Source organism: Streptomyces exfoliatus (assembly GCF_000725545.1).
Taxonomy (GTDB): Bacteria; Actinomycetota; Actinomycetes; order Streptomycetales; family Streptomycetaceae; genus Streptomyces; species Streptomyces exfoliatus.
In genome coordinates, this window is sequence record NZ_JNZP01000025.1 from 1 (window position 1) to 25,820 (window position 25,820).

24 protein-coding genes are annotated in these 25,820 nt (G+C 72.9%); 12 read left to right on the forward strand and 12 right to left on the reverse strand.

What is annotated here, in order from left to right:
• Positions 1-622 precede the first annotated feature (622 nt).
• The gene (gene trpS, locus IO20_RS0126620) at positions 623-1,621 is read left to right on the forward strand and encodes a tryptophan--tRNA ligase (protein WP_030554599.1); all 999 of its coding nucleotides are present in this window, start codon (positions 623-625) and stop codon (positions 1,619-1,621) included.
• Here the strand turns inward: trpS and IO20_RS0126625 are convergent.
• Positions 1,588-2,631: a GlxA family transcriptional regulator gene (locus IO20_RS0126625; RefSeq protein WP_051874709.1), complete on the reverse strand. Its 1,044-nt coding sequence runs from the start codon at positions 2,629-2,631 to the stop codon at positions 1,588-1,590. The two genes, trpS and IO20_RS0126625, sit on opposite strands and share 34 nt — an antisense overlap.
• A gap of 45 nt (positions 2,632-2,676) precedes the next feature.
• Between IO20_RS0126625 and IO20_RS0126630 the strand changes: the two genes are divergently transcribed.
• Entirely contained in the window at positions 2,677-3,273 is a 597-nt protein-coding gene (locus IO20_RS0126630) for a cysteine hydrolase family protein (RefSeq protein WP_030554595.1), read from the forward strand.
• A 21-nt stretch (positions 3,274-3,294) separates the two neighbouring features.
• Here IO20_RS0126630 and proC read toward each other — a convergent pair whose 3' ends face one another.
• From proC to IO20_RS0126655, 5 genes are all read right to left on the reverse strand, one after another.
• The gene (gene proC, locus IO20_RS0126635; RefSeq protein WP_030554593.1) at positions 3,295-4,104 is read right to left on the reverse strand and encodes a pyrroline-5-carboxylate reductase; all 810 of its coding nucleotides are present in this window, start codon (positions 4,102-4,104) and stop codon (positions 3,295-3,297) included.
• Between the two features lie 84 nt (positions 4,105-4,188).
• Positions 4,189-4,926: an ABC transporter permease gene (locus IO20_RS0126640; protein WP_030554592.1), complete on the reverse strand. Its 738-nt coding sequence runs from the start codon at positions 4,924-4,926 to the stop codon at positions 4,189-4,191.
• Positions 4,923-5,774 carry an ABC transporter ATP-binding protein gene (locus tag IO20_RS0126645; protein ID WP_051874708.1) on the reverse strand — a complete coding sequence of 284 codons (852 nt, stop codon included), beginning with the start codon at positions 5,772-5,774 and terminating at the stop codon, positions 4,923-4,925. Before IO20_RS0126645 ends, IO20_RS0126640 begins: the two co-directional genes overlap by 4 nt.
• A 98-nt stretch (positions 5,775-5,872) precedes the next feature.
• Positions 5,873-6,388: a hypothetical protein gene (locus IO20_RS0126650; protein ID WP_030554589.1), complete on the reverse strand. Its 516-nt coding sequence runs from the start codon at positions 6,386-6,388 to the stop codon at positions 5,873-5,875.
• A 34-nt stretch (positions 6,389-6,422) separates the two neighbouring features.
• Entirely contained in the window at positions 6,423-6,722 is a 300-nt protein-coding gene (locus IO20_RS0126655) for a peptidase (RefSeq protein WP_030554588.1), read from the reverse strand.
• A 156-nt stretch (positions 6,723-6,878) separates the two neighbouring features.
• Between IO20_RS0126655 and IO20_RS0126660 the strand changes: the two genes are divergently transcribed.
• Positions 6,879-9,050 carry a protein kinase domain-containing protein gene (locus tag IO20_RS0126660; RefSeq protein ID WP_030554587.1) on the forward strand — a complete coding sequence of 724 codons (2,172 nt, stop codon included), beginning with the start codon at positions 6,879-6,881 and terminating at the stop codon, positions 9,048-9,050.
• A gap of 80 nt (positions 9,051-9,130) precedes the next feature.
• On the opposite strand, the gene ilvD is transcribed toward IO20_RS0126660, so the two are convergent.
• The 4 genes from ilvD to IO20_RS0126680 form a co-directional block, all read right to left on the reverse strand.
• Entirely contained in the window at positions 9,131-10,984 is a 1,854-nt protein-coding gene (gene ilvD, locus IO20_RS0126665) for a dihydroxy-acid dehydratase (RefSeq protein WP_030554586.1), read from the reverse strand.
• A 128-nt stretch (positions 10,985-11,112) separates the two neighbouring features.
• Positions 11,113-11,724, reverse strand: a complete 612-nt coding sequence (locus IO20_RS0126670) for a TetR/AcrR family transcriptional regulator (RefSeq protein ID WP_030554585.1) — start codon at positions 11,722-11,724, stop codon at positions 11,113-11,115.
• Positions 11,721-12,557 carry a sugar phosphate isomerase/epimerase family protein gene (locus tag IO20_RS0126675; RefSeq protein WP_030554583.1) on the reverse strand — a complete coding sequence of 279 codons (837 nt, stop codon included), beginning with the start codon at positions 12,555-12,557 and terminating at the stop codon, positions 11,721-11,723. The genes IO20_RS0126670 and IO20_RS0126675 overlap by 4 nt, the downstream gene beginning before the upstream one ends.
• A gap of 94 nt (positions 12,558-12,651) precedes the next feature.
• On the reverse strand, positions 12,652-13,584 hold the full coding sequence (locus IO20_RS0126680; RefSeq protein ID WP_030554581.1) for a Ppx/GppA family phosphatase: 933 nt from the start codon (positions 13,582-13,584) through the stop codon (positions 12,652-12,654).
• A 215-nt stretch (positions 13,585-13,799) separates the two neighbouring features.
• Between IO20_RS0126680 and IO20_RS0126685 the strand changes: the two genes are divergently transcribed.
• Positions 13,800-14,555: a DUF3109 family protein gene (locus tag IO20_RS0126685; RefSeq protein WP_397792808.1), complete on the forward strand. Its 756-nt coding sequence runs from the start codon at positions 13,800-13,802 to the stop codon at positions 14,553-14,555.
• Positions 14,556-14,565: 10 nt separating this feature from the next.
• Here the strand turns inward: IO20_RS0126685 and IO20_RS0126690 are convergent, their stop codons facing one another.
• A complete protein-coding gene (locus IO20_RS0126690) occupies positions 14,566-16,374 on the reverse strand; it encodes a BACON domain-containing protein (RefSeq protein WP_030554579.1) in 1,809 nt (602 codons plus the stop codon).
• A gap of 161 nt (positions 16,375-16,535) precedes the next feature.
• On the opposite strand from IO20_RS0126690, the gene radA reads away from it, so the two are divergent.
• Together radA and disA are read left to right on the forward strand one after the other, a co-directional pair.
• Entirely contained in the window at positions 16,536-17,939 is a 1,404-nt protein-coding gene (gene radA, locus IO20_RS0126695) for a DNA repair protein RadA (RefSeq protein ID WP_030219784.1), read from the forward strand.
• A 251-nt stretch (positions 17,940-18,190) separates the two neighbouring features.
• Positions 18,191-19,315: a DNA integrity scanning diadenylate cyclase DisA gene (gene disA / locus IO20_RS0126700; RefSeq protein WP_030219786.1), complete on the forward strand. Its 1,125-nt coding sequence runs from the start codon at positions 18,191-18,193 to the stop codon at positions 19,313-19,315.
• 36 nt (positions 19,316-19,351) lie between these two features.
• Here the strand turns inward: disA and IO20_RS0126705 are convergent, their stop codons facing one another.
• Entirely contained in the window at positions 19,352-20,203 is an 852-nt protein-coding gene (locus tag IO20_RS0126705; RefSeq protein WP_078946184.1) for a hypothetical protein, read from the reverse strand.
• Positions 20,204-20,460: 257 nt separating this feature from the next.
• Here IO20_RS0126705 and IO20_RS0126710 point away from each other — a divergent pair, with 257 nt between their 5' ends.
• From IO20_RS0126710 to cseC, 6 genes are all read left to right on the forward strand, one after another.
• Positions 20,461-21,132, forward strand: a complete 672-nt coding sequence (locus IO20_RS0126710; RefSeq protein WP_030554575.1) for a phosphatase PAP2 family protein — start codon at positions 20,461-20,463, stop codon at positions 21,130-21,132.
• 69 nt (positions 21,133-21,201) lie between these two features.
• The gene (locus IO20_RS0126720; RefSeq protein WP_245685055.1) at positions 21,202-22,194 is read left to right on the forward strand and encodes an HhH-GPD family protein; all 993 of its coding nucleotides are present in this window, start codon (positions 21,202-21,204) and stop codon (positions 22,192-22,194) included.
• A gap of 174 nt (positions 22,195-22,368) precedes the next feature.
• On the forward strand, positions 22,369-22,941 hold the full coding sequence (locus IO20_RS0126725) for a SigE family RNA polymerase sigma factor (RefSeq protein WP_030554572.1): 573 nt from the start codon (positions 22,369-22,371) through the stop codon (positions 22,939-22,941).
• Positions 22,929-23,720: a hypothetical protein gene (locus IO20_RS0126730; protein WP_030554571.1), complete on the forward strand. Its 792-nt coding sequence runs from the start codon at positions 22,929-22,931 to the stop codon at positions 23,718-23,720. Before IO20_RS0126725 ends, IO20_RS0126730 begins: the two co-directional genes overlap by 13 nt.
• A 54-nt stretch (positions 23,721-23,774) precedes the next feature.
• Positions 23,775-24,476, forward strand: coding sequence for a two-component system response regulator CseB (cseB, locus tag IO20_RS0126735; RefSeq protein ID WP_030554569.1), 702 nt, complete (start codon positions 23,775-23,777; stop codon positions 24,474-24,476).
• Positions 24,477-24,485: 9 nt separating this feature from the next.
• Positions 24,486-25,802 (forward strand): two-component system sensor histidine kinase CseC, encoded by a 1,317-nt coding sequence (gene cseC / locus IO20_RS0126740; protein ID WP_030554567.1) that lies wholly within the window; start codon positions 24,486-24,488, stop codon positions 25,800-25,802.
• The last annotated feature ends 18 nt before the right edge of the window (positions 25,803-25,820 follow it).

Sequence of the window (25,820 nt, forward strand, 5' to 3'; positions counted from 1 at the left end):
AAAGGAACCTCGCCATCCGAAGATGGACGGGGTATCAACTAATCTGGCGTTGATTTTTGGCACGCTGTTGAGTTCTCAAGGAACGGACGCTTCCTTCGTTCCTGTTTCCAGGCCCTCCGGGCGCTTCCTTCGTTTCCGACTCTATCAGATCCTTTCGGCGTCTGATTCCCAGTCAGCGGGATTTGTCTTTCCGGCTGTTGGGCCGTTCCGACGAGTGAGACTTTAGCGGATTCCCTGCCTCCGACGCTAATCGGGCGGCTGCGTCCAAACTTCGAACACGGATTCCTCATTTCGCAAAAACGCACGGAAGCAGAACGGCACAGCAAAGCACCATCAGTTCTGTGGATCTTGCGGGATGGCTGTCCGGGGCCGACCGGGGTCGGTGCTCACGTCGGACAACTCGGAGAACCTTACGGATCGGATAATCCCGTGTCAACCCTGGGCCTGGGCGTAGCCTCTGCGTATGACTACGCGTGCGCACACCACCCAGTGGTGGGCCGCCTGACGGCGGCCCGCACTCGCGCATGCACCACGCGGCCGCCGCCTCGGCGGCCGTTCGCGTATCCCCCTCCGGGAGGCGGCCGTCGGGTCGGCGCCCAGGAGAAGAGGGAGAACGAACGCGATGACGAGGATCTTCAGCGGGGTCAAGCCGACCGGGCACCTGACGCTGGGCAACTACCTCGGGGCCGTCCGACGGTGGGTCGAGGTCGATCAGCATCGGGCGGAGGCGCTGTTCAGCGTCGTGGACCTGCACGCGCTGACCGTGGAGCACGACCCGGCGCGGGTGCGCCGGCTCAGTCGGCAGGCGGCCACTCTGCTCCTCGCCGCGGGACTCGATCCGCAGCTGTGCACCTTGTTCGTACAGAGTCATGTGGACGAGCACGCGAGGCTGTCGTACCTGCTGGAGTGCACGGCCACGGACGGCGAGCTGCGGCGGATGATCCAGTACAGGGAGAAGAGCGTCCAGGCGCAGGCCTCGGGGCAGGGGGTGCGGCTGTCGTTGCTGACGTATCCGGTGCTGATGGCGGCGGACATCCTGGCGTACGGGGCCGACGAGGTGCCGGTCGGTGAGGACCAGACGCAGCACGTGGAGCTGACCCGGGACCTGGCGGTGCGGTTCAACCAGCGGTACGGGCACACGTTCACGGTGCCGAGGGCGACGCGGCCGGAGGTGGCGGCACGGGTCATGGATCTTCAGGACCCCACGTCGAAGATGGGGAAGTCCCACGCGAACGGGGCCGGGATCGTCTATCTGCTCGATGACGCGGAGACCGTGCGGCGGAAGATCATGCGGGCCGTCACGGACAGCGGGCGGGATGTGGAGTACGACCGGGAGGCCAGGCCCGGGGTCGCGAACCTGCTCGATGTGCTGGCGGCCGCGACAGGTGGGAACCCCGACAAGCTGGCCGGTGTATTCAAAACGTACGGAGCGTTGAAGAAGGACACGGCGGACGCGGTCGTCGAGCTGCTGAGGCCGTTGCGGGAGCGGCATGCCGAGCTCGCGGCGGACCCCGGCTTCGTGGATCAGGTGCTACGGGACGGGGCCGAGCGGGCCCGGGGAGCGGCGCGGCCGTTGGTGGACCGTGCCTATCGGGCGATCGGGCTGTTGCCTGCCGGGTGACGGAAGGCGTTGCGGTAGTCGCGCGGGCTGGTGGCGAGGTGCGAGGCGAAGTGCTGGCGCATGGTGACCTCGCTGCCGAAGCCCGCGCGGCGGGCCACCTCGGGGAGGGGGTGGTCGGTGAGTTCGAGGAGTTTCTGGGCGGCGGCGACGCGCTGGGTGATGAGCCAGTGCAGGGGGGTGGTTCCGGTGGTGGCCTGGAAGTGGCGGGCGAAGGAGCGGGGTGACATGCCGGCGCGGGCGGCCAGGGTCGCGACGGTGTGGGGCTCGTCGAGGTGGGCGAGGGCGTGGGCGCGGACCTCGGCGAGGGCGTCGGCGTCGCGGTCGGCGCGGGGAGTGGGGTGCTCGATGAACTGGGCCTGGGTGCCCGTGCGGAAGGGGGCGGTGACCATCGAGCGGGCGATGGAGGCGGCGGCTTCGGCTCCGTGGGCGGTACGGACGAGGTGGAGGCAGAGGTCGATGCCGGCGGCGGTGCCGGCGGAGGTCCAGACGCCGGTGTCCTCGACGAAGAGGGCGTCGGGTTCGACCTGGATCTCAGGGTGGCGGGCGGCCAGGGTGTCGGCGAGGTGCCAGTGGGTGACGGCGCGGCGGCCGTCGAGGAGTCCGGCGCGGGCGAGGACGAAGGCACCCGCGCAGAGCGAGGCGACCGGGGTGCCCGTGGTGTGGACGCGTCGGAGGGCGTCGAGGACGGGGGCCGGGATGTCGGCGTCGGGGTCTTCGATGCCGGGGACGAGGACCAGGTCGGTGGTGGTGAGCTCGTCGAGCCAGGTGAGCGGGCGGTCGGGGGTGAGCGTGAGGCCGCCGCGCAGCGGGATGGGGGTGTGCGGGTCGGCGGCGGTCCTGCGGAGCTCGAACGGCGGGACGCCTCGGAGGGTGCGGTCGCTGTCCCAGACCTCGGTGATGACGGAGAGGTCGAAGGCGCGGATGCCGGGGAAGGCGAGGAGCGCGATGCGCTGGGGACGGGGTGCGGGGATGGTCGCCACGTATGGCAGTAAACCATCGATCGCTGTCATACACCCCTCTGGGAGAGGGGGCGGGCCGGCGGAAGGATCGGGGGTATGGAGATCGCAGAGAACGCAGCGCTGGTTGTCATCGACGTACAGAAGGGCTTCGAGGAGGAATTCTGGGGGAAGCGGAACAACCCGGCCGCGGAGGAGAACATCGCGGCTCTGATCGACCTGTGGCAGGAGACGGGGCGGCCGGTCGTCTTCGTGCGGCACGACTCCGTGGAGGGCTCGCGTTCGCCTCTGCGGACGGGATACGTGGGGAACGACTTCAAGGACTTCGTCGAGGAGCGGCGCGGAAAGGGCGCCGGGCCCGAGCTGCTGGTGACGAAGTCCGTGAACTCGGCCTTCTACGGGGAGCCGTCGCTGCAGGAGTGGCTGACCGGGCAGGACATCGCGCAGATCGTGATCGTCGGGATCCAGACGAACATGTGCAACGAGACGACCGCCCGGATGGGCGGAAACCTCGGCTTCGATGTGGTGTTCCCGCTGGACGCGATGCACACCTTCGACCTGGAGGGGCCGTTCGGATGGTCGCGGAGCGCCGATGAGCTGGCGCAGGCGACGGCCGTGTCCCTGCACGGGGGGCTGTTCGCGAAGGTCGTGTCGACGGAGGAGGTCGTGAAGGGGGCGTCCGCCGGGGTCCGGTGACCCCGGCGGGGGGCAGGCTGCTCAGCTGTTGCCGGAGGCGAGTTCGCGGCTGCGGTCGCGGGCGGCTTCGAGGGCGGCGATGAGGGCGGCGCGGACGCCGTGGTTCTCCAGCTCGCGGATGGCGCTGATGGTGGTGCCGGCCGGGGAGGTGACGGCCTCGCGGAGCTTGACCGGGTGTTCGCCGCTGTCACGGAGCATCACGGCGGCGCCGATGGCGGCCTGGACGATGAGGTCGTGTGCCTGGGCTCGGGGCAGGCCGAGGAGGATGCCGGCGTCGGTCATGGCCTCGACGAGGAAGTAGAAGTAGGCGGGGCCGGAGCCGGAGAGGGCGGTGGCGGCGTCCTGCTGGGACTCGGGGACGCGGAGGGTCTTGCCGACACCGCCGAAGATCTCCTCGGTGTGGACGAGGTGCTCGGGGGTCGCGTGGCTGCCGCCGGAGATGACGGACATGCCTTCGTCGACGAGGACGGGGGTGTTGGGCATGACGCGGACCACGGGGGTGCCGGCGGTGAGGCGGTCCTCGATGAAGGAGGTGGGGATGCCGGCGGCGGCGCTGATGATCAGGCGGTCGGCGGCGACGTGCGGGGCGAGTTCGTCGAGGAGGCGGCCCATGTCCTGGGGCTTGACGGCCAGGATGAGGGTGTCGGCGCGCTTGGCGGCCTCGGCGTTGGTGACGGTCTCGACGCCGTAGCGGGCGCGCAGTTCCTCGGCGCGTTCGGCGCGGCGGGCGGTGACCAGGAGGTTCGCGGGGCGCCAGCCGGCGCGGATCATGCCGCTGAGGAGCGCTTCACCGATCTTGCCGGTGCCGAGGACTGCGACGGTCTGGGTCATGGCTCTGTTCACCTCGACGGAGGGGGTACGTGTCGTCATCCTCGCACCGGCGGGCCTGGTGGCGCGCCGTTGTCCGAGGGGCGGTCACGCGGTGCGGCGGCGGAGGGTGGCCGCGCCGAGGCCGAGGACGAGGAGGGCGCAGCCGGCGACGACGAGGGCGTCACGGACGAAGTCGCCGGTGACGTCGGGGTGGCGGAGGACCTGGTTCATGCCGTCGACGGCGTACGACATGGGCAGGACGTCGGAGATCGCTTCGAGGGCGGGGGCCATCCGGTCGCGCGGGGTGAAGAGTCCGCAGAGCAGCAGCTGGGGGAAGATCACCGCCGGCATGAACTGGACGGCCTGGAACTCGGAGGCGGCGAAGGCGGAGACGAAGAGGCCGAGGGCGGTGCCGAGGAGGGCGTCGAGGAGGGCGACCAGGAGGAGGAGCCAGGGGGATCCGATGACGTCGAGGCCGAGGAACCAGACGGCGAGGCCGGTGGCCAGGGTGGACTGGACGACGGCGAGGAGTCCGAAGGCGAGGGCGTAGCCGGCGATGAGGTCGGCCTTGCCGAGGGGCATGGCGAGGAGGCGTTCCAGGGTGCCGGAGGTGCGTTCCCTGAGGGTGGCGATGGAGGTCACCAGGAACATCGTGATGAGCGGGAAGATGCCGAGGAGGGAGGCGCCGATGTTGTCGAAGGTGCCTGGACTTCCGTCGAAGACGTACCGGAGCAGGAAGAGCATCAGGCACGGGACGAGGAGCATCAGGGCGATCGAGCGGGGGTCGTGGCGCAGCTGACGCAGGACGCGGGCGGCGGTGGCCAGGGTGCGGGCGCTGCTCATGACCGGGGCTCCTCGTGGGTGGTCCGGGGGTGCGGGTGCGCCGCTCGGGTGGCGGCGGCGTCGACCAGGCGGAGGAAGGCCTCTTCGACGGTGGCGGTGTCGTTGCGTCGGCGGAGGGCCTCGGGGGTGTCGTCGGCGAGGATCTCGCCCTCGCGCATGAGGAGGAGCCGGTGGCAGCGTTCGGCTTCGTCCATGACGTGGGAGGAGACGAGGAGCGTCGTGCCGCGGTCGGCGGCGATCTGGTGGAAGAGGTTCCACAGGTCGCGGCGGAGGACGGGGTCGAGGCCGACCGTGGGTTCGTCGAGGACGAGGAGCTCCGGGGTGCCGAGGAGGGCGACGGCGAGGGAGACGCGGCTGCGCTGGCCGCCGGAGAGCCGGCCGGCGAGGGAGTCGGCGTGCGAGGCGAGGTCGACGTCGGCGATGGCCCGGTCGACGGCCGTGCGGCGGTCGTGGCGCAGGGCGCGGCCGGGGAGCAGGACGGCGGCGAAGTAGTCGAGGTTCTGGCGGACGGTGAGGTCGTCGTAGACGGAGGGGGCCTGGGTGACGTAGCCGATGCGGGAGCGGAGGGCGGGGTCGCCCGCGGGGCGGCCGAGTACCTGGAGGCTGCCGCCGACCTTGGCCTGGGTGCCGACGACGGCGCGCATGAGGGTGGACTTGCCGCAGCCGGAGGGGCCGAGGAGGCCGGTGATCTGCCCGGCCGGGACGGTGAAGTCGAGGCCTCGGAGGACGGTGCGGTCTCCTCGGACGGTGGTGAGGGCGTGGGCGGTGATGGCGGGTTCGGCGGCGGCTCGGTCCGTGGCCCTGGCGGCCGCTCTGTCGGCGGCCTCACCCGCCGGGTAATTCATCATGTGATGAATAGTGCGCCTGGGGGTGCCCGTCGTCAAGGTCCGTGCGGTCGTCGACGGGGGGCTTTGCGGTGGGTGGCTCTTGGGTGGGGGCTTCCGGGTTACTTGCGCTTGGGCTTCTTGCGGGCCGAGGGGTTGCCCGTGCGGGTGCCCCGGCGCTTCTCGTACCGCGTGAGGGCCGTCTCGTACTCGGCGCGGCGCAGCTTCTCGCCGGGGGCCTCGACGAAGCAGCGGACGCAGTAGGCGAGGAGCGAGCCGATGAAGCCGATCGCCTTGAGGCTGCGCAGGGAGTCCTCGCGGGCCGGGTCCGCGGGCCGGCGGAGGAAGCCCTCCCAGGTCTTGCGGAAGGCGATGGCGCTGCAGACCGCGAACATGACGACGACCAGCGTGTTGACGATGCCGCCGACGTCCGCGATCTCCAGGCCCTCGTAGGCGAAGCGCAGGACGAAGCCGGACGCGACGGCGGCGGCGAGCGAGCCGGCGGCCAGGCCGGCGCGGCGCAGCGCGTAGTGGCCGCTGTGGTCGACCCAGGTCGTGCCGAAGAAGCGGATCTCTTCGGGCCGGGGACCGGCGGCGGTGCCGCCGGTCGTGCTGGGGCTCTTCTCTTCGTCGCTCACGAGTCGATTATCCCCGGGGCGACGGAGGAGGGTCTCAGGCGCAGCGCGGCGCGACGAGGCCGTCGCTGCCCGTGCGCACGTAGGCGTCGGAGACGTACTCGCCCGGCGCTATGTTGTCCCAGAGCCGGGTGGTGCCGTACGGGCCGGTGATCCACTCGCCGTACTTCTGGCAGGAGATCGCCACCGTGGCGTCCAGGGGCAGGACCCGGACGATCGGGTACTGGGTGCTCGGGCCCGAGCGCACGTTGATCCGGTAGCCCGGCGCGACCGCGTAGCGCGTCGCGCTCAGCGTGGTCACGGCGTCGTCGGTGGTCTTGTTCGCGTCCGTACCCATGGTGTTCTCCCCCTGGCGCAAAAGCGCTCCACTGAGTTTCACTCTCCGCGACGCGCAGGCTAGCAAGCCCCACCGACATCGGGTGCCCCATGGACTAGGCTCCGTCGGGTCGCGCGGGTGCGCGCCAGGTGACGGTGAATCACACGGGGGTGGGCGATGCCGCCGTTGCGCGGTACCGGTGCCGACCGGGAAGCGGAGGGGCCCGAGTTCGCGGGCGGCTACCGTCTCCAGGCATGTCTGGGCGCCGGCGGCATGGGGGTCGTCCACCTCGCGGCCTCGGCCTCGGGGCTGCGGCTCGCGGTCAAGGTCGTGCACGCACGGTATGCGGAGGACCCCGAGTTCAGGGCGCGTTTCCGCCAGGAGGTCGCCGCCGCCCGCCGGGTCAGCGGAGCCTTCACCGCACCGGTCGTCGACGCCGACCCTGATGCCGTACGCCCCTGGATGGCCACCCTCTACGTACCCGGTCCCACGCTCGCCGACCAGGTGAAGCGGAACGGGCCGCTGGCCCCCGCCGAGCTGCGCCGGCTCACCGCCGGGCTCGCGGAGGCCCTGCGCGACATCCACCGCGCCGGGGTCGTGCACCGCGATCTGAAGCCGAGCAACGTCCTGCTCACCGACACCGGCCCCAAGGTCATCGACTTCGGCATCTCCCGGCCCGTCGACAGCGACCTGCGCACCGAGACGGGCAAGCTCATCGGTTCGCCGCCGTTCATGGCGCCGGAGCAGTTCCAGCGGCCGAGGGAGGTCGGGCCCGCGGCGGACGTGTTCGCGCTGGGCTCCGTGCTCGTGCACGCGGCGACCGGGCACGGGCCGTTCGACTCCGACAGCCCGTACATCGTGGCGTACCAGGTCGTGCACGACGAGCCTGATCTGACGGGGGTGCCGGTGGAGCTGGCGCCGCTGGTCGCCCGCTGCCTCTCCAAGGATCCGGCCGAGCGGCCGACACCGGGCCAGATCATGGCGGCGCTGCTGCCGCCCTCGTACGCGGCGGAGGCCTTCATACCGGCGCAGCGGCGGCGGCCCGCCCTGCCGGAGGGCGATGCCGGGGCCGGCCCCTCCGCCGCGTGGGACGCCGACACGCCGGTACGGGCCCCCGCGCCTCCCGCAACCCGCCGGGGCCCGCGCCTCGGCCGCCCGCGCCTGCGGCCCCGCCTCACCATCGCCGTCGCCGCCGCGCTCGCCCTGACCGGGGCGGGCCTCTACGCGGCCCTGAGCCCCACTGCACCCGGCGGACGCGAGACCCGCACCCGGCCGGCGGAGGTGGCCACCGCCTTCGCCGGCTGGCAGACCACCCTCCAGAAGCACGGACCCACGGCCGCGCCCGCGTGCGGGCACGGCGGGGGCGCGCTGTACTGCTCGGCCCGGGGCGTCGGCCTCGCCCGGCTCGACCCCGTCACCGGCCGGGTCCTCTGGTCGCGGACCGCCCCCGTCAAGGCGGAGTCCCCCATCGCTCCCTTCCTCCTCACGGAGGGTCTCGTCGGCGCCGCCGCCCCCACGGGCCCGCTGCGGGCGTACGCGGCCACCGGCGGCACACCCGGCTGGAGCGCCGAGGCTGACCTCCCCGAGCTGTACGTGCCGGCCGGCTCCGCCGTCGTCCTGTCCGACGGGCAGGGCGGGATCCGGGCCGTCGACAGCCGCACCGGAAAGGAACTCTGGCGGCACGCTCTGGCCGGTTTCGAGGTTCCGATGCCGGGGCCGTACGACGCCGTGACGGGGCTGGTCACCGTGTCCGAGACCTCGTTCGACGGGACCAGCACGCGGGTCGGCGCCGTCCATCCCCGGACCGGTGAGGTGGCCTGGCGGCACGACCTGGAGGGCGACCTCGATCCGCTGGGCCGCACCGGCGACGGAACACTGCTGCTCAGCTCGCTCCCCGAGGCCGGTCTGATCGACGCCCTCGTCCTCCTCGAAACGGCGGACGGCACCGTACGCCGGCTCCCCCTCCCCCACCGGATCGACGTCCGGGGAGTCGCCGTGCGCGGTACGGCCGCCCACATCCTCGACGCGAACGGGCGCCTCACCGCCTTCGACACGGCGGCGCCCAAGGGACGGGTGCTGTGGGAGCTGGAGACGGGCGCGGGCAACATCTCGGAGCCCGCGCTCGGTCCCGGCGACCGGCTCTACTTCTCCGTCCAGGACGGGCGGCTGCTGGCCGTCGACACCGTACGCGGGGCCCTGATCGGCCAGACCCGGCCAAGGCTGCTCAACGGCCGGCTCGAGTACGCGCCGCGGGTGCCGGCACCGCTGGTCGTCGGGGACAGGGTGTTCGGGACCGCTCCGGACGGCTCGGTCTTCGCGGTGGACGCGCGCGACCCGGCGTCCTGGTGAGCCACGCGCGCGTGGAGCCCGTACGCGTACACACGCGTACGGGCTCCACGTACTGATCCGACGCGGACACCGCGCCGGGGTCAGCCCAGCTTCGACACGTCGCGGACCGCGCCCTTGTCGGCGCTCGTCGCCATCGCCGCGTACGCGCGCAGGGCCGCCGACACCTTGCGCTGGCGGTTCTTCGGCGCGTACACGCCGTTCAGCGCCTCACGGCGGGCGGCGAGGGTGGCCTCGTCGACGAGGAGTTCGATCGACCGGTTCGGGATGTCGATGCGGATGCGGTCGCCGTCCTCGACGAGGGCGATCGTGCCGCCCGAGGCCGCCTCCGGCGAGGCGTGGCCGATGGACAGGCCCGACGTACCGCCGGAGAACCGGCCGTCCGTGATGAGCGCGCAGGTCTTGCCCAGGCCACGGCCCTTGAGGAAGGACGTCGGGTAGAGCATCTCCTGCATGCCGGGGCCGCCGCGCGGGCCCTCGTAGCGGATGACGACCACGTCGCCGTGCGTGACCTGCTTGTTCAGGATCTTCTCGACGGCCTCGTCCTGCGACTCGCAGACCACGGCCGGGCCCTCGAAGGTCCAGATCGACTCGTCGACACCGGCCGTCTTGACGACGCAGCCGTCGGCGGCGAGGTTGCCGTGCAGGACGGCGAGGCCGCCGTCCTTCGAGTACGCGTGGGCCGCGTCGCGGATGCAGCCGCCGGCCGCGTCCACGTCGAGCGCCGCCCAGCGCTCGGACTGGGAGAAGGCGGTCGCCGAGCGGACGCAGCCGGGGGCGGCGTGGAACAGCTCGACGGCCTCGTCGGACGGGGAGCCGCCGCGCACGTCCCAGGTGTCCAGCCACTCCTTGATGGAGCGGGCGTGGACGGCGTGGACGTCCTCGTCGAGCAGACCCGCGCGGTAGAGCTCGCCGAGGATGGCCGGGATGCCGCCCGCCCGGTGCACGTCCTCCATGTAGTACGTACGGTCCTTGGCGACGTTCGGGGCGACCTTGGCCAGGCAGGGCACCCGGCGCGAGACCTCGTCCATGTCGGGCAGGCCGTAGTCGAGCTCGGCCTCCTGGGCGGCGGCGAGCAGGTGCAGGATCGTGTTGGTCGAGCCGCCCATGGCGATGTCGAGGGCCATGGCGTTCTCGAAGGCCGCGCGGGTCGCGATCGAGCGGGGCAGGACGGAGGCGTCGTCCTCGTCGTAGTACCGACGGGTGATGTCGACGACCGTGCGGGCCGCGTTCTCGTACAGGTCCTTGCGGGCGGTGTGCGTGGCGAGCAGCGAGCCGTTGCCCGGGAGGGAGAGGCCGATGGCCTCGGTCAGGCAGTTCATGGAGTTGGCGGTGAACATGCCGGAACAGGAGCCGCAGGTCGGACAGGCGTTCTCCTCGATCCGGAGCATGTCCTCGTCCGAGATCTTCGGGTTCACGGCGTCGGACATGGCGTCGACCAGGTCGAGCGTGCGGACCGTGCCGTCGACCAGGGTCGCGCGTCCGGCCTCCATCGGGCCGCCGGAGACGAAGACCGTCGGGATGTTGAGGCGCAGGGCGGCCATCAGCATGCCGGGCGTGATCTTGTCGCAGTTGGAGATGCAGATCAGGGCGTCGGCGCAGTGCGCCTCGACCATGTACTCCACGCTGTCCGCGATCAGGTCGCGGGAGGGCAGGGAGTAGAGCATGCCGCCGTGGCCCATCGCGATGCCGTCGTCGACAGCGATCGTGTTGAACTCGCGCGGGATGGCGCCGGCGGCCGTGATGGCCTCGGAGACGATCCGGCCGACGGGCTGGAGATGGGTGTGGCCCGGGACGAACTCCGTGAAGGAGTTGGCGACCGCGATGATCGGCTTCCGGCCGATGTCCGCGCCGGGTACACCGGAGGCGCGCATAAGGGCGCGTGCGCCCGCCATGTTGCGACCGTGGGTGACTGTGCGGGACCTCAGCTCGGGCATCGTCGCTCGCTCCTCGTGATGGGTGTGCTCGCCTTCGAGCGTACGCCGACGGCCCAAGATCTGGACAGCGTGTCCGTATGCCGGACGAGGTGTTCAGCTTTCGGTCAGCTTCCGGGCGGGCGGGTCGGTCAGGCCTCGGTCAGGTACCGCTGGAGGGTCGGGGCGACCATCGCCACGATCTTCTCCGGGTCCGCCGAGGCCAGCGGCTCCACCTGGATCACGTACCGCATGATCGCGATCCCGATCATGTGGGAGGCCGCCAGCTCCGCGCGGAACTTCGGGTCCGGTACGTCGAGGTCGTCCGCGATCCGCTCCAGGAGCCGCCGCAGCACGAAGGTCCGCAGCACCTTGGCCGCCGCCTCGTGGGTCAGCGCGGAACGGACGATCGCGAGCAGCGGGGCCCGGCTGACCGGGTTCTCCCAGACGCCGATGAAGAACCGCGCGAGCCGCTCCCCGATGGCCTCGCGCGGACCGCCGACGATCGCCGGGACGACGAGCGCCGGCTCGAAGGAGACCTCGATCGCGGCGGCGAAGACCTCGTCCTTCGTGCCGAAGTAGTGGTGGACGAGGGCCGGGTCGACCCCGGCGGCCTTGGCGATGCCCCGGACCGAGGCCTTGTCGTAGCCGCGCTCGGCGAACTGGCCTCGGGCGGCCTCCAGGATGCGTTCCCGTGCGCCCGGTCCGCTCTCCTCGCCGGTACGGGAGGGGCGGCCGCGCCTGCGCGGAGCCGGTTCGGTCACGGTCGCGGGACTCTGGAGGGGCGGCCGGCCGCCGACGCCAGGTGGAGCCGGGTGAAGGCGAGGGCCTCCGCGAGGTCGGCCTCGCGTTCGGCGGCTGACATCGCGCGGCGGGTGTTGACCTCGATGACCACATGGCCGTCGAAGCCGGTGAGCGCGAGGCGCTCCAGGAGTTCGGCGCAGGGCTGGTTGCCGCGACCGGGGACGAGGTGCTCGTCCTTCGCCGAACCCCTGCCGTCGGCGAGGTGGACGTGGCCGAGCCGGTCGCCCATGCGGTCGATCATCGCGAGGGTGTCCGTGCGGGCGGTCGCCGTGTGCGAGAGGTCGAGGGTGAAGTGCCGGTAGTCGTCCTTGGTGACGTCCCACTCGGGGGCGTACGCGAGCATCTCGCGGTCCTTGTACCGCCACGGGTACATGTTCTCGACGGCGAAGCGTACGTCGGTCTCGTCGGCCATCCGCCAGATGCCGGTCACGAAGTCCTTGGCGTACTGGCGCTGCCAGCGGAACGGGGGATGGACGACCACGGTGGACGCGCCGAGCTTCTCGGCCGCCGCCTGGGCGCGCTGGAGCTTGACCCACGGGTCGGTGGACCAGACGCGCTGGGTGATGAGGAGGCAGGGGGCGTGCACGGCCAGGATCGGGACCTGGTGGTAGTCGGAGAGGCGGCGCAGCGCCTCGATGTCCTGGCTGACCGGGTCGGTCCACACCATGACCTCGACACCGTCGTAGCCGAGGCGCGCGGCGATCTCGAAGGCCGTCGCCGTCGACTCCGGATAGACCGAGGCCGTCGACAGGGCGACCTTCGCATCCGGGACGCGCACCGCTGGTTCTGCCACGCAGACAGGGTACGGGGCGGGCCGGGGGGTCGTGGGGTGGTTCCGGTCACGCCGGGACCACCACCGCACTGCCTCGTGCCCGGCCGGGGTGGGGTCAGTGCTCCGGCAGATGGTCCAGGCGGCGCAGGATGACGCCCTCGCGCAGGGCCCAGGGGCAGATCTCCAGCTCCTCCACCCCCAGCAGGTCCATCGCGCCCTCCGCGACGAGCGCGCCCGCCAGGAGCTGGCCGGCGCGGCCCTCCGAGACGCCCGGCAGGGCCGCGCGCTCGGGAATGGTCATCCCGGCGAGGCGCGGGACCCACTCCTGCAGGGACTTGCGGGTCAGGGTCCGCTGGACGTAGAGGCCCTCGCCCGAGCCGGGGGCGCCGGCGATCCTGGCCAGCTGCTTGAAGGTCTTGGAGGTGGCCACGACGTGGTTGGGGCGGCCGGAGCGGCTGAACTCGCCGACCGTCCGGGCGATCTGCGCGCGCACATGGCGGCGGAGCGCCTTCACGTCGTCGAGGTCGGCCGGGTCGCCCGGCAGCCAGCCGGCGGTCAGCCTGCCCGCGCCGAGCGGCAGGGAGACCGCCGTGTCGGGGTCCTCGTCGATGCCGTAGGCGACTTCGAGGGAGCCGCCGCCGATGTCGAGCAGGAGCAGCTTGCCCGCGGACCAGCCGAACCAGCGGCGGGCGGCGAGGAAGGTGAGCCGGGCCTCCTCCTCGCCGGTGAGGACCTGGAGGTCGACCCCCGTCTCGTCCTTCACGCGCGCGAGGACGGCGTCGGCGTTGCTGGCCTCGCGGATCGCGGAGGTGGCGAACGGCAGCACCTCCTCGCAGCCCTTGTCCTCGGCGGCCAGGAGCGAGTCCCGGACGGTCGCGATGAGCCGCTCGACGCCGTGCGGCGCGATGGCGCCGCGCTCGTCGAGGAGCTCGGCGAGCCGGAGCTCCGCCTTGTGGGAGTGGGCGGGCAGCGGCCGGGCGCCCGGGTGGGCGTCCACCACCAGGAAGTGTGCTGTGTTCGAACCGACGTCGAGGACTCCGAGTCTCATGGGCGGAACGCTACTGCGCGCGCCCGCATACGCTTGGCGTTGTGCCAAAGACGAAGAAGGCGAAGCCGGGCAAGACCAGCGGCGACGACACGGCTGTGACAGACGTGACGGGCGTGACGGGCGTGGCTGCGGGCGGGACCGGCAAGGCGGCCAAGGCCGGTAAGGCCACCCAGGCGGGCAAGGCCGTGAAGAGCGGCAAGAAGCGGGGCAAGGACATGGAGCCGGACGAGAAGGGCCTCGACTTCGCGCGCGCGTGGGTCGAGTTTCCGGACCCCGCCGACGAGGAGCAGGTCTTCCGCTGCGACCTGACCTGGCTGACCTCGCGCTGGACGTGCATCTTCGGCAGCGGCTGCCAGGGCATCCAGGCGGGCCGGGCCGACGACGGCTGCTGCACGCTCGGCGCGCACTTCTCCGACGAGGACGACGAGAAGCGGGTCGCGACCCATGTGGCGCGTCTCACGCCGGAGCTCTGGCAGTTCCACGACGTCGGTACGGACTCCGGCTGGACGCAGCTCGACGAGGACGGCGACCGGCAGACCCGGCGCTGGGAGGGGTCCTGCATCTTCCAGAACCGTCCCGGCTTCGCGGGCGGCGCGGGCTGCTCGCTGCACATCCTGGCCCTGAAGGAGGGCAGGGAGCCGCTGGAGACCAAGCCGGACGTCTGCTGGCAGCTGCCGGTGCGGCGCACGTACGACTGGATCGAGCGGCCCGACGACACGAAGGTCCTCCAGGTGTCGATCGGTGAGTACGACCGCCGGGGCTGGGGTCCGGGCGGCCACGACCTGCACTGGTGGTGCACGTCGGCCACCTCCGCGCACGGGGCCGGGGAGCCGGTCTACGTCACGTACCGGCCCGAGCTCACCGAGATGATGGGCCAGGAGGCGTACGAGGTCCTGGCGGGGCTGTGCGAGGCGCGGCTCTCCTCGCAGCTGCCGCTGGTGGCCCCGCACCCGGCCGACCCGAAGGTCTGAGGCCGGCGCTTCACGACGTGGACGGCGGGGGCGGCTCCTCCGTCGGCGGCGTCGTCGGCTCGGTCGGGCCCGGGTCCGTCGTGGTCGGAGGGGGCTCCTCCGTCGTCGGCGGCGGGGTCGTCGGCTCCGTGGTCGGCGGACTCGTCGGCGGCGTCGTCGGCTCGGTCGGACCCGGGTCCGTCGTGGTCGGGGGCGGCTCCTCCGTCGTCGGCGGCGGGGTCGTCGGCTCCGTGGTCGGCGGACTCGTCGGCGGCGTCGTCGGCTCGGTCGTCGTCGGGGGCCTCGGGACCGGGCCCGCGGCCGGGGGCGGGGCGCCGACCCCGTGCCCGTCGATCCGGACCACCGCGCCCGAGGGGTTCACCCCGATCCTGGCGCTCCAGGCACCCCGCGGTTCGCGGGCGTGGTCGACGCGGACGGCGATCGTGACCGTCTCCCCGGGGCGGAGCGTGCCGGAGGCCCGGTTCACGTACAGCCAGGGCGCGTCCGTCCACAGCGACCACTCGACGGGGGAGCCGCCCGAGGCGGTGAGGGTCAGCAGCGTCAGGTCGCCCTGGCCGCGCGCGGAGACCGTGATCCAGCCGGGGGCCGCCTCGCCGGGCGCCGAGGCTCCCGGGCCGGTGGGGCCGCCGGGGCTGATCACCTCGACGGAGACGTCGGGGGCTCGGCTGCCGCGGGTGAAGCGGGGCTCGGGGGTGGTGCGGGCGTTGCCCGCGTTCTCGTAGCGGTCGTGGGGGCGTCCGTCCGGGCCGATCGGCTCGTCCGCCTCGCGCGCGCTGATCCGGGACCCGTCGCGGGCACTCGCGTCGGCGGCCGGCACGCCCCGGTAGGAGGTCCACAGGGCGAGGACGGGCGCGGCGACCACGGCCGCGACGACGGTGGTCGTCACCGCGCGGGCCCGCATCCGGTCGCGGCGGGCGACGTGGTCCTTCGGGTCCATCGGGAAGCCGGTCGGGGTGAAGCGCGGGGCTCCGGCACGCGCGCGTGGGACGTGCAGCATCGCCATGTACGCGGCGGCCCGGGGCGCCTCGACGAGCGGCAGCCGGGCCGGGGGCAGGCCGCCGGCTCCCGGCCAGGAGCCGGTGGCGCCGACGCGTTCGGCCGCCCGGCGGCAGCGGGGGCAGTCGTCGACGTGCCGGACGAGTTCGGCGCGCAGGGCGGCCGAGAGAAGCACCTGGTGGTCGCCGGTGAGCCGGGCGACGGTGGGGCAGCTGCCGGTCTCCACGACGGCGAGGGCGGCCCGGGTCCGCTCGACCTCGCAGCCGGCGGTGGCGAGGAGCTCCCGGGCGGCGAGCGGGTCGAGGGAGAGCACGGCGGCGACCTGACGGTGGCTGAGGCCGTGCCGTACCGCGAGCTCCAGGGCCTCGCGCTGCTCGGGCGTGGTGCCGGCGGCCTCGGGCCAGGCGAGCAGCGCGAGTTCGGCGCGGCGCCGCTCGGCGGTCTCCTCGGGGATCCGGGGCGGCTCGGGCGCGGTGACGGCGGGGCGGCCGGTGTGGGCGCCCTGGCGCTTGCGGCGCTGCTCGCCGAGGCTGCGCAGACAGGCCCAGCGGGCGAGGGCGTACAGCCAGGCCGTACGGCCGTCCTCGTCGGAAGGGCAGCGCCCGTGGTGCCGCTCTGCGACGGCGAGGACGTCGCCGAGGACGGCGGTGGCCGTGTCGTGGTCGCAGAGCACGGAGAGGCAGTACGTGAAGAGCCCGTCGAGGGCGGCCTCGTACCGGGCGGGGGGCCGGCGGCCGAGCGTGCGCGGTCCCTCGTCCGCGGCGGGGTGCGCCCGGTGTGCGCCGGTGGTGCGTGCGGGAGATTCCGGCCTGCTGCTCGTCACTCGGTGACCGTAGGCAGCGCGGGGGGCACTTTTCGTACCGGTCGCGTTCTTCTCATTCTTACGGGTGAAGGTATCGCTCGAAAGGGGACAGGAACCGGGGATTCCGCGACCCCCGACCGGCCCGGGACTCGTTGTCGGTGGGGGCCGCTACGGTGGGCGCCATGGCTGCCCGTACGAAATCGACCAAGGACCGGCCGTCCTACCGCTGCACCGAGTGCGGCTGGCAGACGGCCAAGTGGCTCGGCCGCTGTCCCGAGTGCCAGGCGTGGGGGACGGTCGAGGAGTACGGCGCGCCCGCCGTCCGTACGACCGCGGCGGGCCGGGTCTCCACCGCCGCCGTGCCCATCGGGCAGGTCGACGGCCGGCAGGCGACCGCCCGCTCCACCGGCGTAGACGAGCTGGACCGGGTCCTCGGCGGGGGTCTGGTGCCCGGCGCCGTCGTGCTGCTCGCGGGAGAGCCGGGCGTCGGCAAGTCCACGCTGCTGCTCGACGTGGCGGCCAAGGCGGCGAGCGACGAGCACCGCACGCTGTACGTGACGGGCGAGGAGTCCGCGAGCCAGGTCCGGCTGCGCGCCGACCGGATCAACGCGCTCAGCGACCATCTCTATCTGGCGGCCGAGACCGATCTGTCGGCCGTGCTCGGGCATCTGGACGCCGTGAAGCCCTCCCTGCTGATCATGGACTCGGTGCAGACCGTCGCCTCCCCGGAGATCGACGGCGCGCCCGGCGGCATGGCGCAGGTCCGCGAGGTCGCCGGGGCGCTCATCCGGGCCTCCAAGGAGCGCGGCATGTCCACGCTCCTCGTCGGCCACGTCACCAAGGACGGGGCCATCGCCGGTCCCCGGCTCCTGGAGCACCTGGTCGACGTCGTCCTGAGCTTCGAGGGCGACCGGCACGCGCGCCTGCGCCTGGTCCGGGGCGTCAAGAACCGGTACGGGGCGACCGACGAGGTCGGCTGCTTCGAGCTGCACGACGAGGGCATCACCGGGCTCACCGACCCTTCCGGGCTCTTCCTGACCCGGCGTGACGTGGCCGTGCCCGGCACCTGTCTCACGGTCACCCTGGAGGGGCGTCGGCCCCTCGTCGCGGAGGTCCAGTCGCTGACCGTGGACTCCCAGATCCCGTCCCCGCGCCGGACCGTCTCCGGTCTCGAGACCTCCCGGGTCTCGATGATGCTGGCGGTCCTCGAGCAGCGCGGCCGGATCAGCGCGCTGGGCAAGCGGGACATCTACAGCGCCACCGTGGGCGGTGTGAAGCTCACCGAGCCCGCCGCCGACCTGGCGATCGCGCTCGCCCTCGCCTCCGCGGCGAGCGACACCCCGCTGCCGAAGAACCTGGTGGCGATCGGCGAGGTCGGGCTCGCGGGCGAGGTCCGGCGGGTCACCGGCGTCCAGCGCCGGCTCGCCGAGGCGCACCGGCTGGGCTTCACGCACGCACTGGTCCCCACGGACCCGGGCAGGGTGCCGGCGGGCATGAAGGTGACCGAGGTCGCGGACATGGGCGACGCGCTGCGGGTGCTGCCGCGCGGGCGGCGCGCGAAGGCCCCGGAGGCGGCGGAGGGATAGCGGAGGGATCAGGGCCTGATCCGGAGGACAGGCCCCCGCCATGATTCGCCGCACGGGCCCCGGCGCGGGCACCCCGCGCGTGGGGTGACAGGTTCGCTCCGTACGCTTCGCAAAGGCGCGGAGGGTTAGGTCCGCGTCAGGGCGGGGACCCCTTTCGGACCACCCGGGATCGGTCGGGGGCGGAGGGCGGCGGGGTGGTGTCGCTAGACTTTGCCCTGGTCTCGCCCATCCGTACGAGCCGGAGGAGTGCAGTGGCAGCCAAGGACGGGGCAACAGGTCCTGGAAAGTCCGGCGCGGGCTCCGGCAACGAAGCACTGATGCGTGCCGCGCTGAGCGCGGTCGCGCCCGGCACCGCGCTGCGCGACGGCCTGGAACGGATCCTGCGCGGCAACACCGGTGGGCTCATCGTGCTCGGCCTGGACAAGACGGTCGACTCGATGTGCACCGGCGGTTTCGTGCTGGACGTCGAGTTCGCCGCCACGCGCCTGCGTGAGCTGTGCAAGCTCGACGGCGCGCTCGTCCTGGACAAGGACATCACCAAGATCCACCGCGCGGGTGTGCAGCTGGTCCCGGACGCCTCCATCCCCACGGAGGAGACCGGCACCCGGCACCGTACGGCGGACCGGGTCTCCAAGCAGTGCAACTTCCCGGTCGTCTCCGTCTCCCAGTCCATGCGGCTGATCGCGCTGTACGTGGACGGTGAGCGGCGGGTCCTGGAGGAGTCGGCCGCGATCCTGTCCCGAGCCAACCAGGCGCTCGCGACCCTGGAGCGGTACAAGCTCCGGCTCGACGAGGTGGCCGGCACGCTGTCCGCCCTGGAGATCGAGGACCTGGTCACGGTCCGGGACGTCACCGCCGTCGCCCAGCGTCTGGAGATGGTCCGCCGGATCGCCACCGAGATCGCGGAGTACGTGGTCGAGCTCGGTACCGACGGGCGGCTCCTCTCGCTGCAGCTCGACGAGCTGATCGCGGGAGTGGAGCCGGAGCGGGAGCTGGTGATCCGGGACTACGTGCCGGAGCCGACGGCCAAGCGGTCGCGGACGGTCCCCGAGGCGCTCACCGAGCTGGACGCCCTGACCCACACCGAGCTGCTCGAACTTCCGGTGGTGGCACGGGCACTGGGCTACAGCGGTTCGCCCGAGACCCTCGACTCGGCGGTCTCGCCGCGTGGCTACCGGCTGCTCGCCAAGGTGCCGAGGCTGCCGGGCGCGATCATCGAGCGGCTCGTGGAGCACTTCGGCGGGCTGCAGAAGCTGCTCGCGGCCAGTGTCGACGACCTGCAGACCGTCGACGGTGTCGGCGAGGCCCGTGCCCGCAGCGTGCGCGAGGGCCTGTCGCGGCTCGCGGAGTCCTCGATCCTGGAGCGGTACGTCTGATCCCCGGGCGCCGTGCGTCCGGGGCCGTACCGCCCGTCAGTCCTTGGCGAGGGTGAACGAGGCCGGGAGCACCTTCGCGCCCGGCATCGTCGCCTCCACGAGGTAGGTGCCGGGGCCGGCCTGGCCCTTCGGGGCGGTGGCGCACCGCGGTGCGCTCTGTCCCCGGTCCCACTCCACGGTGTGGGTGACGGTGGCCTTCGCGGGGACGCGCAGCAGGATCGGGGTGCCGGGGCGCGGGCAGTCGGCGGAGGACCAGATCTGCTCGTCCCGGGCGTCACTGATCGTCAGAACCGCGCTGCGGGGCCCGAAGTCAGCCTTGCAGTCGGCGTTCGAGGTGCTCTTCGCGACGAGGTGGAACCGGGGCTTCTCCCCCGCCTCGTAGCTCACCTTGGCGGTGCGGAGCGTCAACTGCAGCGATCCGGCGGGGCAGTTCGGGAGCGGCGAGTCGGCCGGTACCTGCCGGGCCGCGCCGGTGCCCGCTCCCCCGTCGCCGCCCGCGCCGTCGGTGTCGCCGTTCTTGCCGCCGTCACCGGCGCCCGCCGCGGTACCGGCGGCCGTACCGGAGTCGGTGCCCGAGCCCGTGTCCGTGCCGGAGTCACCCGGGTCGCCGTCACCGCCGGCGGAGTCGCCGGACTCGTCCGACTCGTCGCGTCCGCCGGGCTGTTGGCTGATCGCGGGCCCGCTGCCGGAGGGGCCGGGGGTGATCGAGGGAGGGGTGGGGGACGAGCCGTTGGCCGCGTCGTTCGTCTTCTTCCCGCCCCCGTCACCGGAGGTGACGGCCCATACGGCGAGGAGCGCGAGAAGCGCCACCAGGCACGCCGCCACCGCCCTCCGTCGCCAGTAGATGGTGGAGGGAAGCGGCCCGACCGGATTGCGCAAAGATCCCACGACCCGAACCTTACGAGAGATCCGGGCCAACTCCCGCCCCACCCGCCGCCCGAGATCTCAAGTTTTGCCGATGATCACATCCGTCGGTTCCGGGAACTTTTCCGGTGAGGAGGCCCCGATCGCCTCGCGAACTCACCAGAAAACAGCGGGAACCGGACGGAAGGACGGGACCGGTGACGACCCCCACTTTCGTAGGGGGTCGTTCTGGCCGTTGGCCCGGGGCGGTGCACTCCGGATTCCGGTTAGCGTCGTCCACCATGAACACGCTCCTCGACCTGTCCGACCGGCTGTACCTCGACGTCGCCGACTTCGCCCACTCCACCCCCCACTGGTTCCAGTGGCTCGCCGAGGTCTGGACCGAGGCAGGACTTCTGCTGTTCGGCGCACTGTTCCTGGCCGGCTGGTGGCGCTCCCGCGACGGTTCGAGCCGTGCGATGTCGCTCGCGCTGCTCGCGCCGCTCGCCACCGCCTTCGGATACGTGGTGAGCGAGGGGCTGAAGTCGCTGATCGACGAGGAACGTCCGTGCCGCGCGGTCGTCGGGGCGCCGGCATCGCTGGTCACCTGTCCCCCCTACGGCGACTGGTCCTTCCCCAGCAACCACTCCGCCATCGCGGGCGCCGCGGCCGTCGCGCTCGCGCTGTCCTGGCGCGGGATCGTCTGGCTGACCGTGCCGATGGCCGTCCTCATGGCCTTCTCGCGCGTCTTCGTCGGCGTGCACTACCCGCACGACGTCACCGCCGGTCTGCTCCTCGGCGGCCTGGTGGCCTTCCTCGTCATGAGGGCGGCGGTCCGCCCGGTGGGCGCCCTGGTGGAGACGGCCCGGTCGAGCCGCAGCTCGGCCGTGGTGTGGTGCGCGGGGCGCGGACCCCGGGCGCACGCCTCCTCGCGCGCTGAGGAACCCCGGCGCGCGCGCCACGGCGCGTACTGAGCCGCTCGCCCGGAGCCCGAGCCACGGCACGTACGGTTCGCGTCGTGGACGTGTCAGGATCGGGGTGCCATGACTTCCATCGACGCTCCCCTCACCCCTGACGCCCCCGCCGCCGCCTCCCCTGCCTCCGCCGCCTTGGAGGCTCGGGAAGCTCTTGAGGCCGACGCCGCCTCCGCCCTGCCCACGCCCCCGGCCGAGCTGCACGGGCCGGTCCTCGCGTGGTTCGACCGGCACGCCCGTGACCTGCCCTGGCGCCGCCCCGAGGCCGGGGCCTGGGGCGTCATGGTCAGCGAGTTCATGCTCCAGCAGACCCCGGTCGTCCGGGTGCTGCCCGTGTACGAGCAGTGGCTCGCGCGCTGGCCGCGCCCGGCCGACCTGGCCGCCGACGCCCCCGGCGAGGCGGTCCGCGCCTGGGGACGGCTCGGCTATCCGCGGCGGGCCCTGCGGCTGCACGCCGCCGCCGTGGCCATAACGGAACGGCACAGGGGCGACGTGCCGAGCGATCACGCCCAGCTGCTCGCGCTCCCCGGCATCGGCGAGTACACGGCGGCCGCGGTGGCCTCCTTCGCGTACGGGCAGCGGCACGCGGTCCTCGACACCAACGTGCGCCGGGTCTTCGCGCGGGCCGCGACCGGCGTCCAGTACCCGCCGAACGCGACCACCGCCGCCGAGCGGCGGCTCGCCCGCGCCCTGCTGCCCCAGGACGAGGCGACGGCCTCCCGCTGGGCCGCCGCCTCCATGGAGCTGGGCGCGCTGGTCTGCACGGCGAAGAACGAGGACTGCGGGCGCTGCCCGATCTCCGGGCAGTGCGCCTGGCTGCTCTCCGGGAAGCCGGCCCACGACGGCCCGCCGCGGCGCGGCCAGACGTACGCCGGGACCGACCGTCAGGTCCGCGGCCGGCTCCTCGCGGTGCTGCGGGACACGAGCGAACCGGTGGCGCAGGCGGCCCTGGACGCGGTCTGGGACGAGCCGGTGCAGCGGGCCAGGGCCCTGGACGGGCTGGTCGCGGACGGGCTCGTGGAACCGCTGGAGGGCGGGTACTACCGGCTTCCGGTGTCCTGAGGACCGGCGGAGGCGACCGCGGCCGCGAAACCTCCGCCGCCCCCTCTGTTACACAACCGATGGACAGCCGTGCGTCCACCGACGGCTGCCCCGCACAGCCCCGTGACAACAGCTCCGTAGCGTCGGCCACGACACGAGGAAAAGCTGGTCACGGGGTATGCGGAGGCGGTTCGGATGAGGCATGGCGAGGTACTCGACTTCGAGGAGTACGTACGCACGCGGCAGGAGGCGCTGCTGCGCAGTGCCCGCCGTCTCGTCGCCGACCCCGTCGACGCCCAGGACCTTCTGCAGACGGCCCTCGCCCGCACGTTCGGACGCTGGGACGGCATCGCCGACAAGTCCCTCGCCGACGCCTACCTGCGCCGGGTCATGATCAACACCCGGACCGAGTGGTGGCGCTCCCGCAAGCTCGAAGAAGTGCCCACCGAGCAGCTGCCCGACGCCTGCGGCGACGACCCCACCGAGCAGCACGCCGACCGGGCCCTCCTCATGGACGTCCTGAAGGTGCTCGCGCCGAAGCAGCGCAGCGTCGTCGTCCTGCGCCACTGGGAACAGATGAGCACCGAGGAGACGGCGGCGGCGCTCGGCATGTCGACGGGTACGGTGAAGTCGACGCTCCACCGCGCGCTCGCACGGCTCCGCCAGGAGCTGGAGAGCCGTGAGCTCGACGCCCGGGCCCTGGGGCGGTCCGGGGAGCGGACGACCGTACGAGGCGACGAACGGGAGCGGGAGCGGTGCGCGGCCTAGACGGCGAAGCCGACGGCAGCAGACACGACGACGGTCGACACGACGGCGACAGACGCGACCTCGGCAGCGGAGGGGGCAGCGGCAACGGCGGGGACACCGGTTCCGGTCGGGACGGGGCAGGGGACCGCCGTCGGCGCCGTACCGTCAAGGCGGCGAGCATCACGGCGGCGACCGGGCTCGTCGCCCTCGGGCTGTCCATGGCCGCCTGCTCCACCGGCGGCACCGGATCCCGCGACGAGGGCGCGGCCGGCACCCACGACGTGGCATCGGCCCCCACCCCCTCCGGGTCCGCCGACGGTGAGCCACGGGCCGCCGAGCGGGTCGACCCGATCGCGCTGCTCAAGGCCGACCCGAAGATCGGCTCGCGCCTCAAGGCCGATCTGAAGCCGTGCGTCGCGGACGCCTACCCGGTGGACGCCTCCTACGGCAATCTCACGGACGGACCCGCCCCCGATGTCGTCGTCAACGTGATGACCTGCGGCGATGCCGTCGGCATCGGTACGTACGTCTACCGGAAGCAGAGCGACCGGTACGAGAACGTCTTCATGGCGGAGGACGCGGCGGTCTACGCCACGATCGACCGGGGCGAGCTCATCGTCACCAAGCAGGTGTACGCGAAGGGCGACCCGGTCGCGTATCCCTCCGGCGAGGACGTGATCACGTACCGCTGGTCGGGGAACAGGTTCACCCAGCACGACTGGGTGCACAACGACTACAGCCGGGCCGTCGGCGACGGCGGCATCGAGGAGCCCGCGCCGAGCGAGCCCACCGCCAACTGATCCCCCCTCCCCCACCACCACCGCAGCAGCACACGCACCCGAAGGGCACGCACGATGGCCGAGACCCATGTCCTGTTCGTCGAGGACGACGACGTCATCCGTGAGGCCACCCAGCTCGCCCTGGAGCGGGACGGCTTCCGCGTCACGGCCGTCCCCGACGGGCTCTCGGGCCTGGACGCCTTCCGGGCGCAGCGGCCGGACATCGCCCTGCTCGACGTGATGCTGCCGGGCATGGACGGGGTCAGCCTCTGCCGCCGCATCCGCGACGAGTCGACCGTGCCGGTGATCATGCTGTCGGCGCGCGCCGACTCGATCGACGTCGTCCTCGGCCTGGAGGCCGGCGCCGACGACTACGTCACCAAGCCCTTCGACGGCTCCGTGCTGATGGCCCGCATCCGCGCCGTACTGCGCCGCTTCGGGCACGCGGGCGGGCCCGGCGCGGGCGAGCAGGGCGGGGAGGGGCCGGGCTGCGGGCTGCTCGTCTTCGGCGACCTGGAGGTCGACACCGAGGGCATGGAGGTCCGCAGGGACGGGGCGCCGGTCGCGCTGACCCCGACCGAGATGCGGCTGCTCCTGGAGTTCTCGTCCGCGCCCGGCACCGTGCTGTCCCGCGACAAGCTCCTCGAACGGGTCTGGGACTACGGCTGGGGCGGCGACACCCGGGTCGTGGACGTCCACGTGCAGCGGCTGCGCGCCAAGATCGGCCAGGACAGGATCGAGACGGTCCGCGGCTTCGGCTACAAGCTCAAGGGTTAGGGCCGGGGTGTGAGACCGTTCCCGCTCCGCACCGGGGTCCGCTGGAAGATCGCCGTCGCCATCGCGGCGGTCGGCGCGCTGATCGCGGTCACCCTGAGCGTCGTCGTGCACAACGCCGCCCGGATCTCGATGCTCGACAACGCGCGCGAGGTGCAGATGGAGCGGCTGCTCTTCGCCCAGCGGATGTACGAGACGTCCAAGCCCAAGGAACCGCGCTTCGGCACGAAGATCAACGACCCCTCGCTGCCCGCCCAGCTCGACCAGCTGATGCGGGACAAGCGGCGCGGGACCTACGTGCAGGAGCACCGGGACGGCGGGCCGCCCGACGTGTGGGCGGCCGTACCGCTCGCCAACGGCGACGTGCTCTCGCTGCACATCCCCTTCGCCGACCGCAGCGCGACGATCATGAACGATCTGGACCGGGCCCTCGTCATCGGCTCCGTCTCGGTGGTCTTCGGCGGCTGCGCGCTCGGCGTCCTCATCGGCGGCCAGCTCTCCCGGCGGCTGCGGAAGGCCGCCGTCGCGGCCGGGCGGGTCGCCCAGGGCAACACGGACGTCCGGGTACGGGAGGCCGTCGGCGGGGTCGTACGGGACGAGACCGACGACCTGGCGTGGGCGGTCGACGCCCTCACCGACGCCCTCAACGAACGGATCGAGGCCGAGCGGCGGGTCACCGCGGACATCGCGCACGAGCTGCGCACCCCGGTGACCGGGCTGCTCACCGCGGCCGAGCTGCTGCCGCCCGGGCGCCCCACCGAGCTGGTACGGGACCGGGCGCAGGCCATGCGGACGCTCGTCGAGGACGTCCTGGAGGTGGCCCGGCTCGACAGCGCGTCGGAACGGGCCGAGCTCCAGGAGATCGCGCTCGGCGAGTTCGTGGAGCGGCGGGTGCGGGCGCTCGACCCGGAGGTGGTCGTCCGGGTCGTCCACGAGTCCTGGGTCAACACCGACCCGCGGCGCCTGGAACGCGTCCTGGGGAACCTCCTCGCGAACGCGGCCAAGCACGGCAGGCCGACGGTGGAGGTCACCGTCGAGGGCCGGGTGGTGCGCGTCCGCGACCACGGGCCGGGGTTCCCCGAGGCGCTCCTCAAGGAGGGCCCGAGCCGGTTCCGTACGGGATCGAGCGACCGGGCGGGCCAGGGCCACGGCCTGGGCCTCACGATCGCGGCGGGCCAGGCCCGGGTCCTCGGCGCCCGGCTGACCTTCCGGAACGTGGCCTCCGAGAGCGCGCCGAACGGGGTGGGCGGGGCCATCGCGGTGCTGTGGCTGCCGGACCACGCGCCGACGAACACGGGCAGCTTCCCGGTGCTGCGGCCGCCGGACTGAGCCTCCGGCCGCCTACGC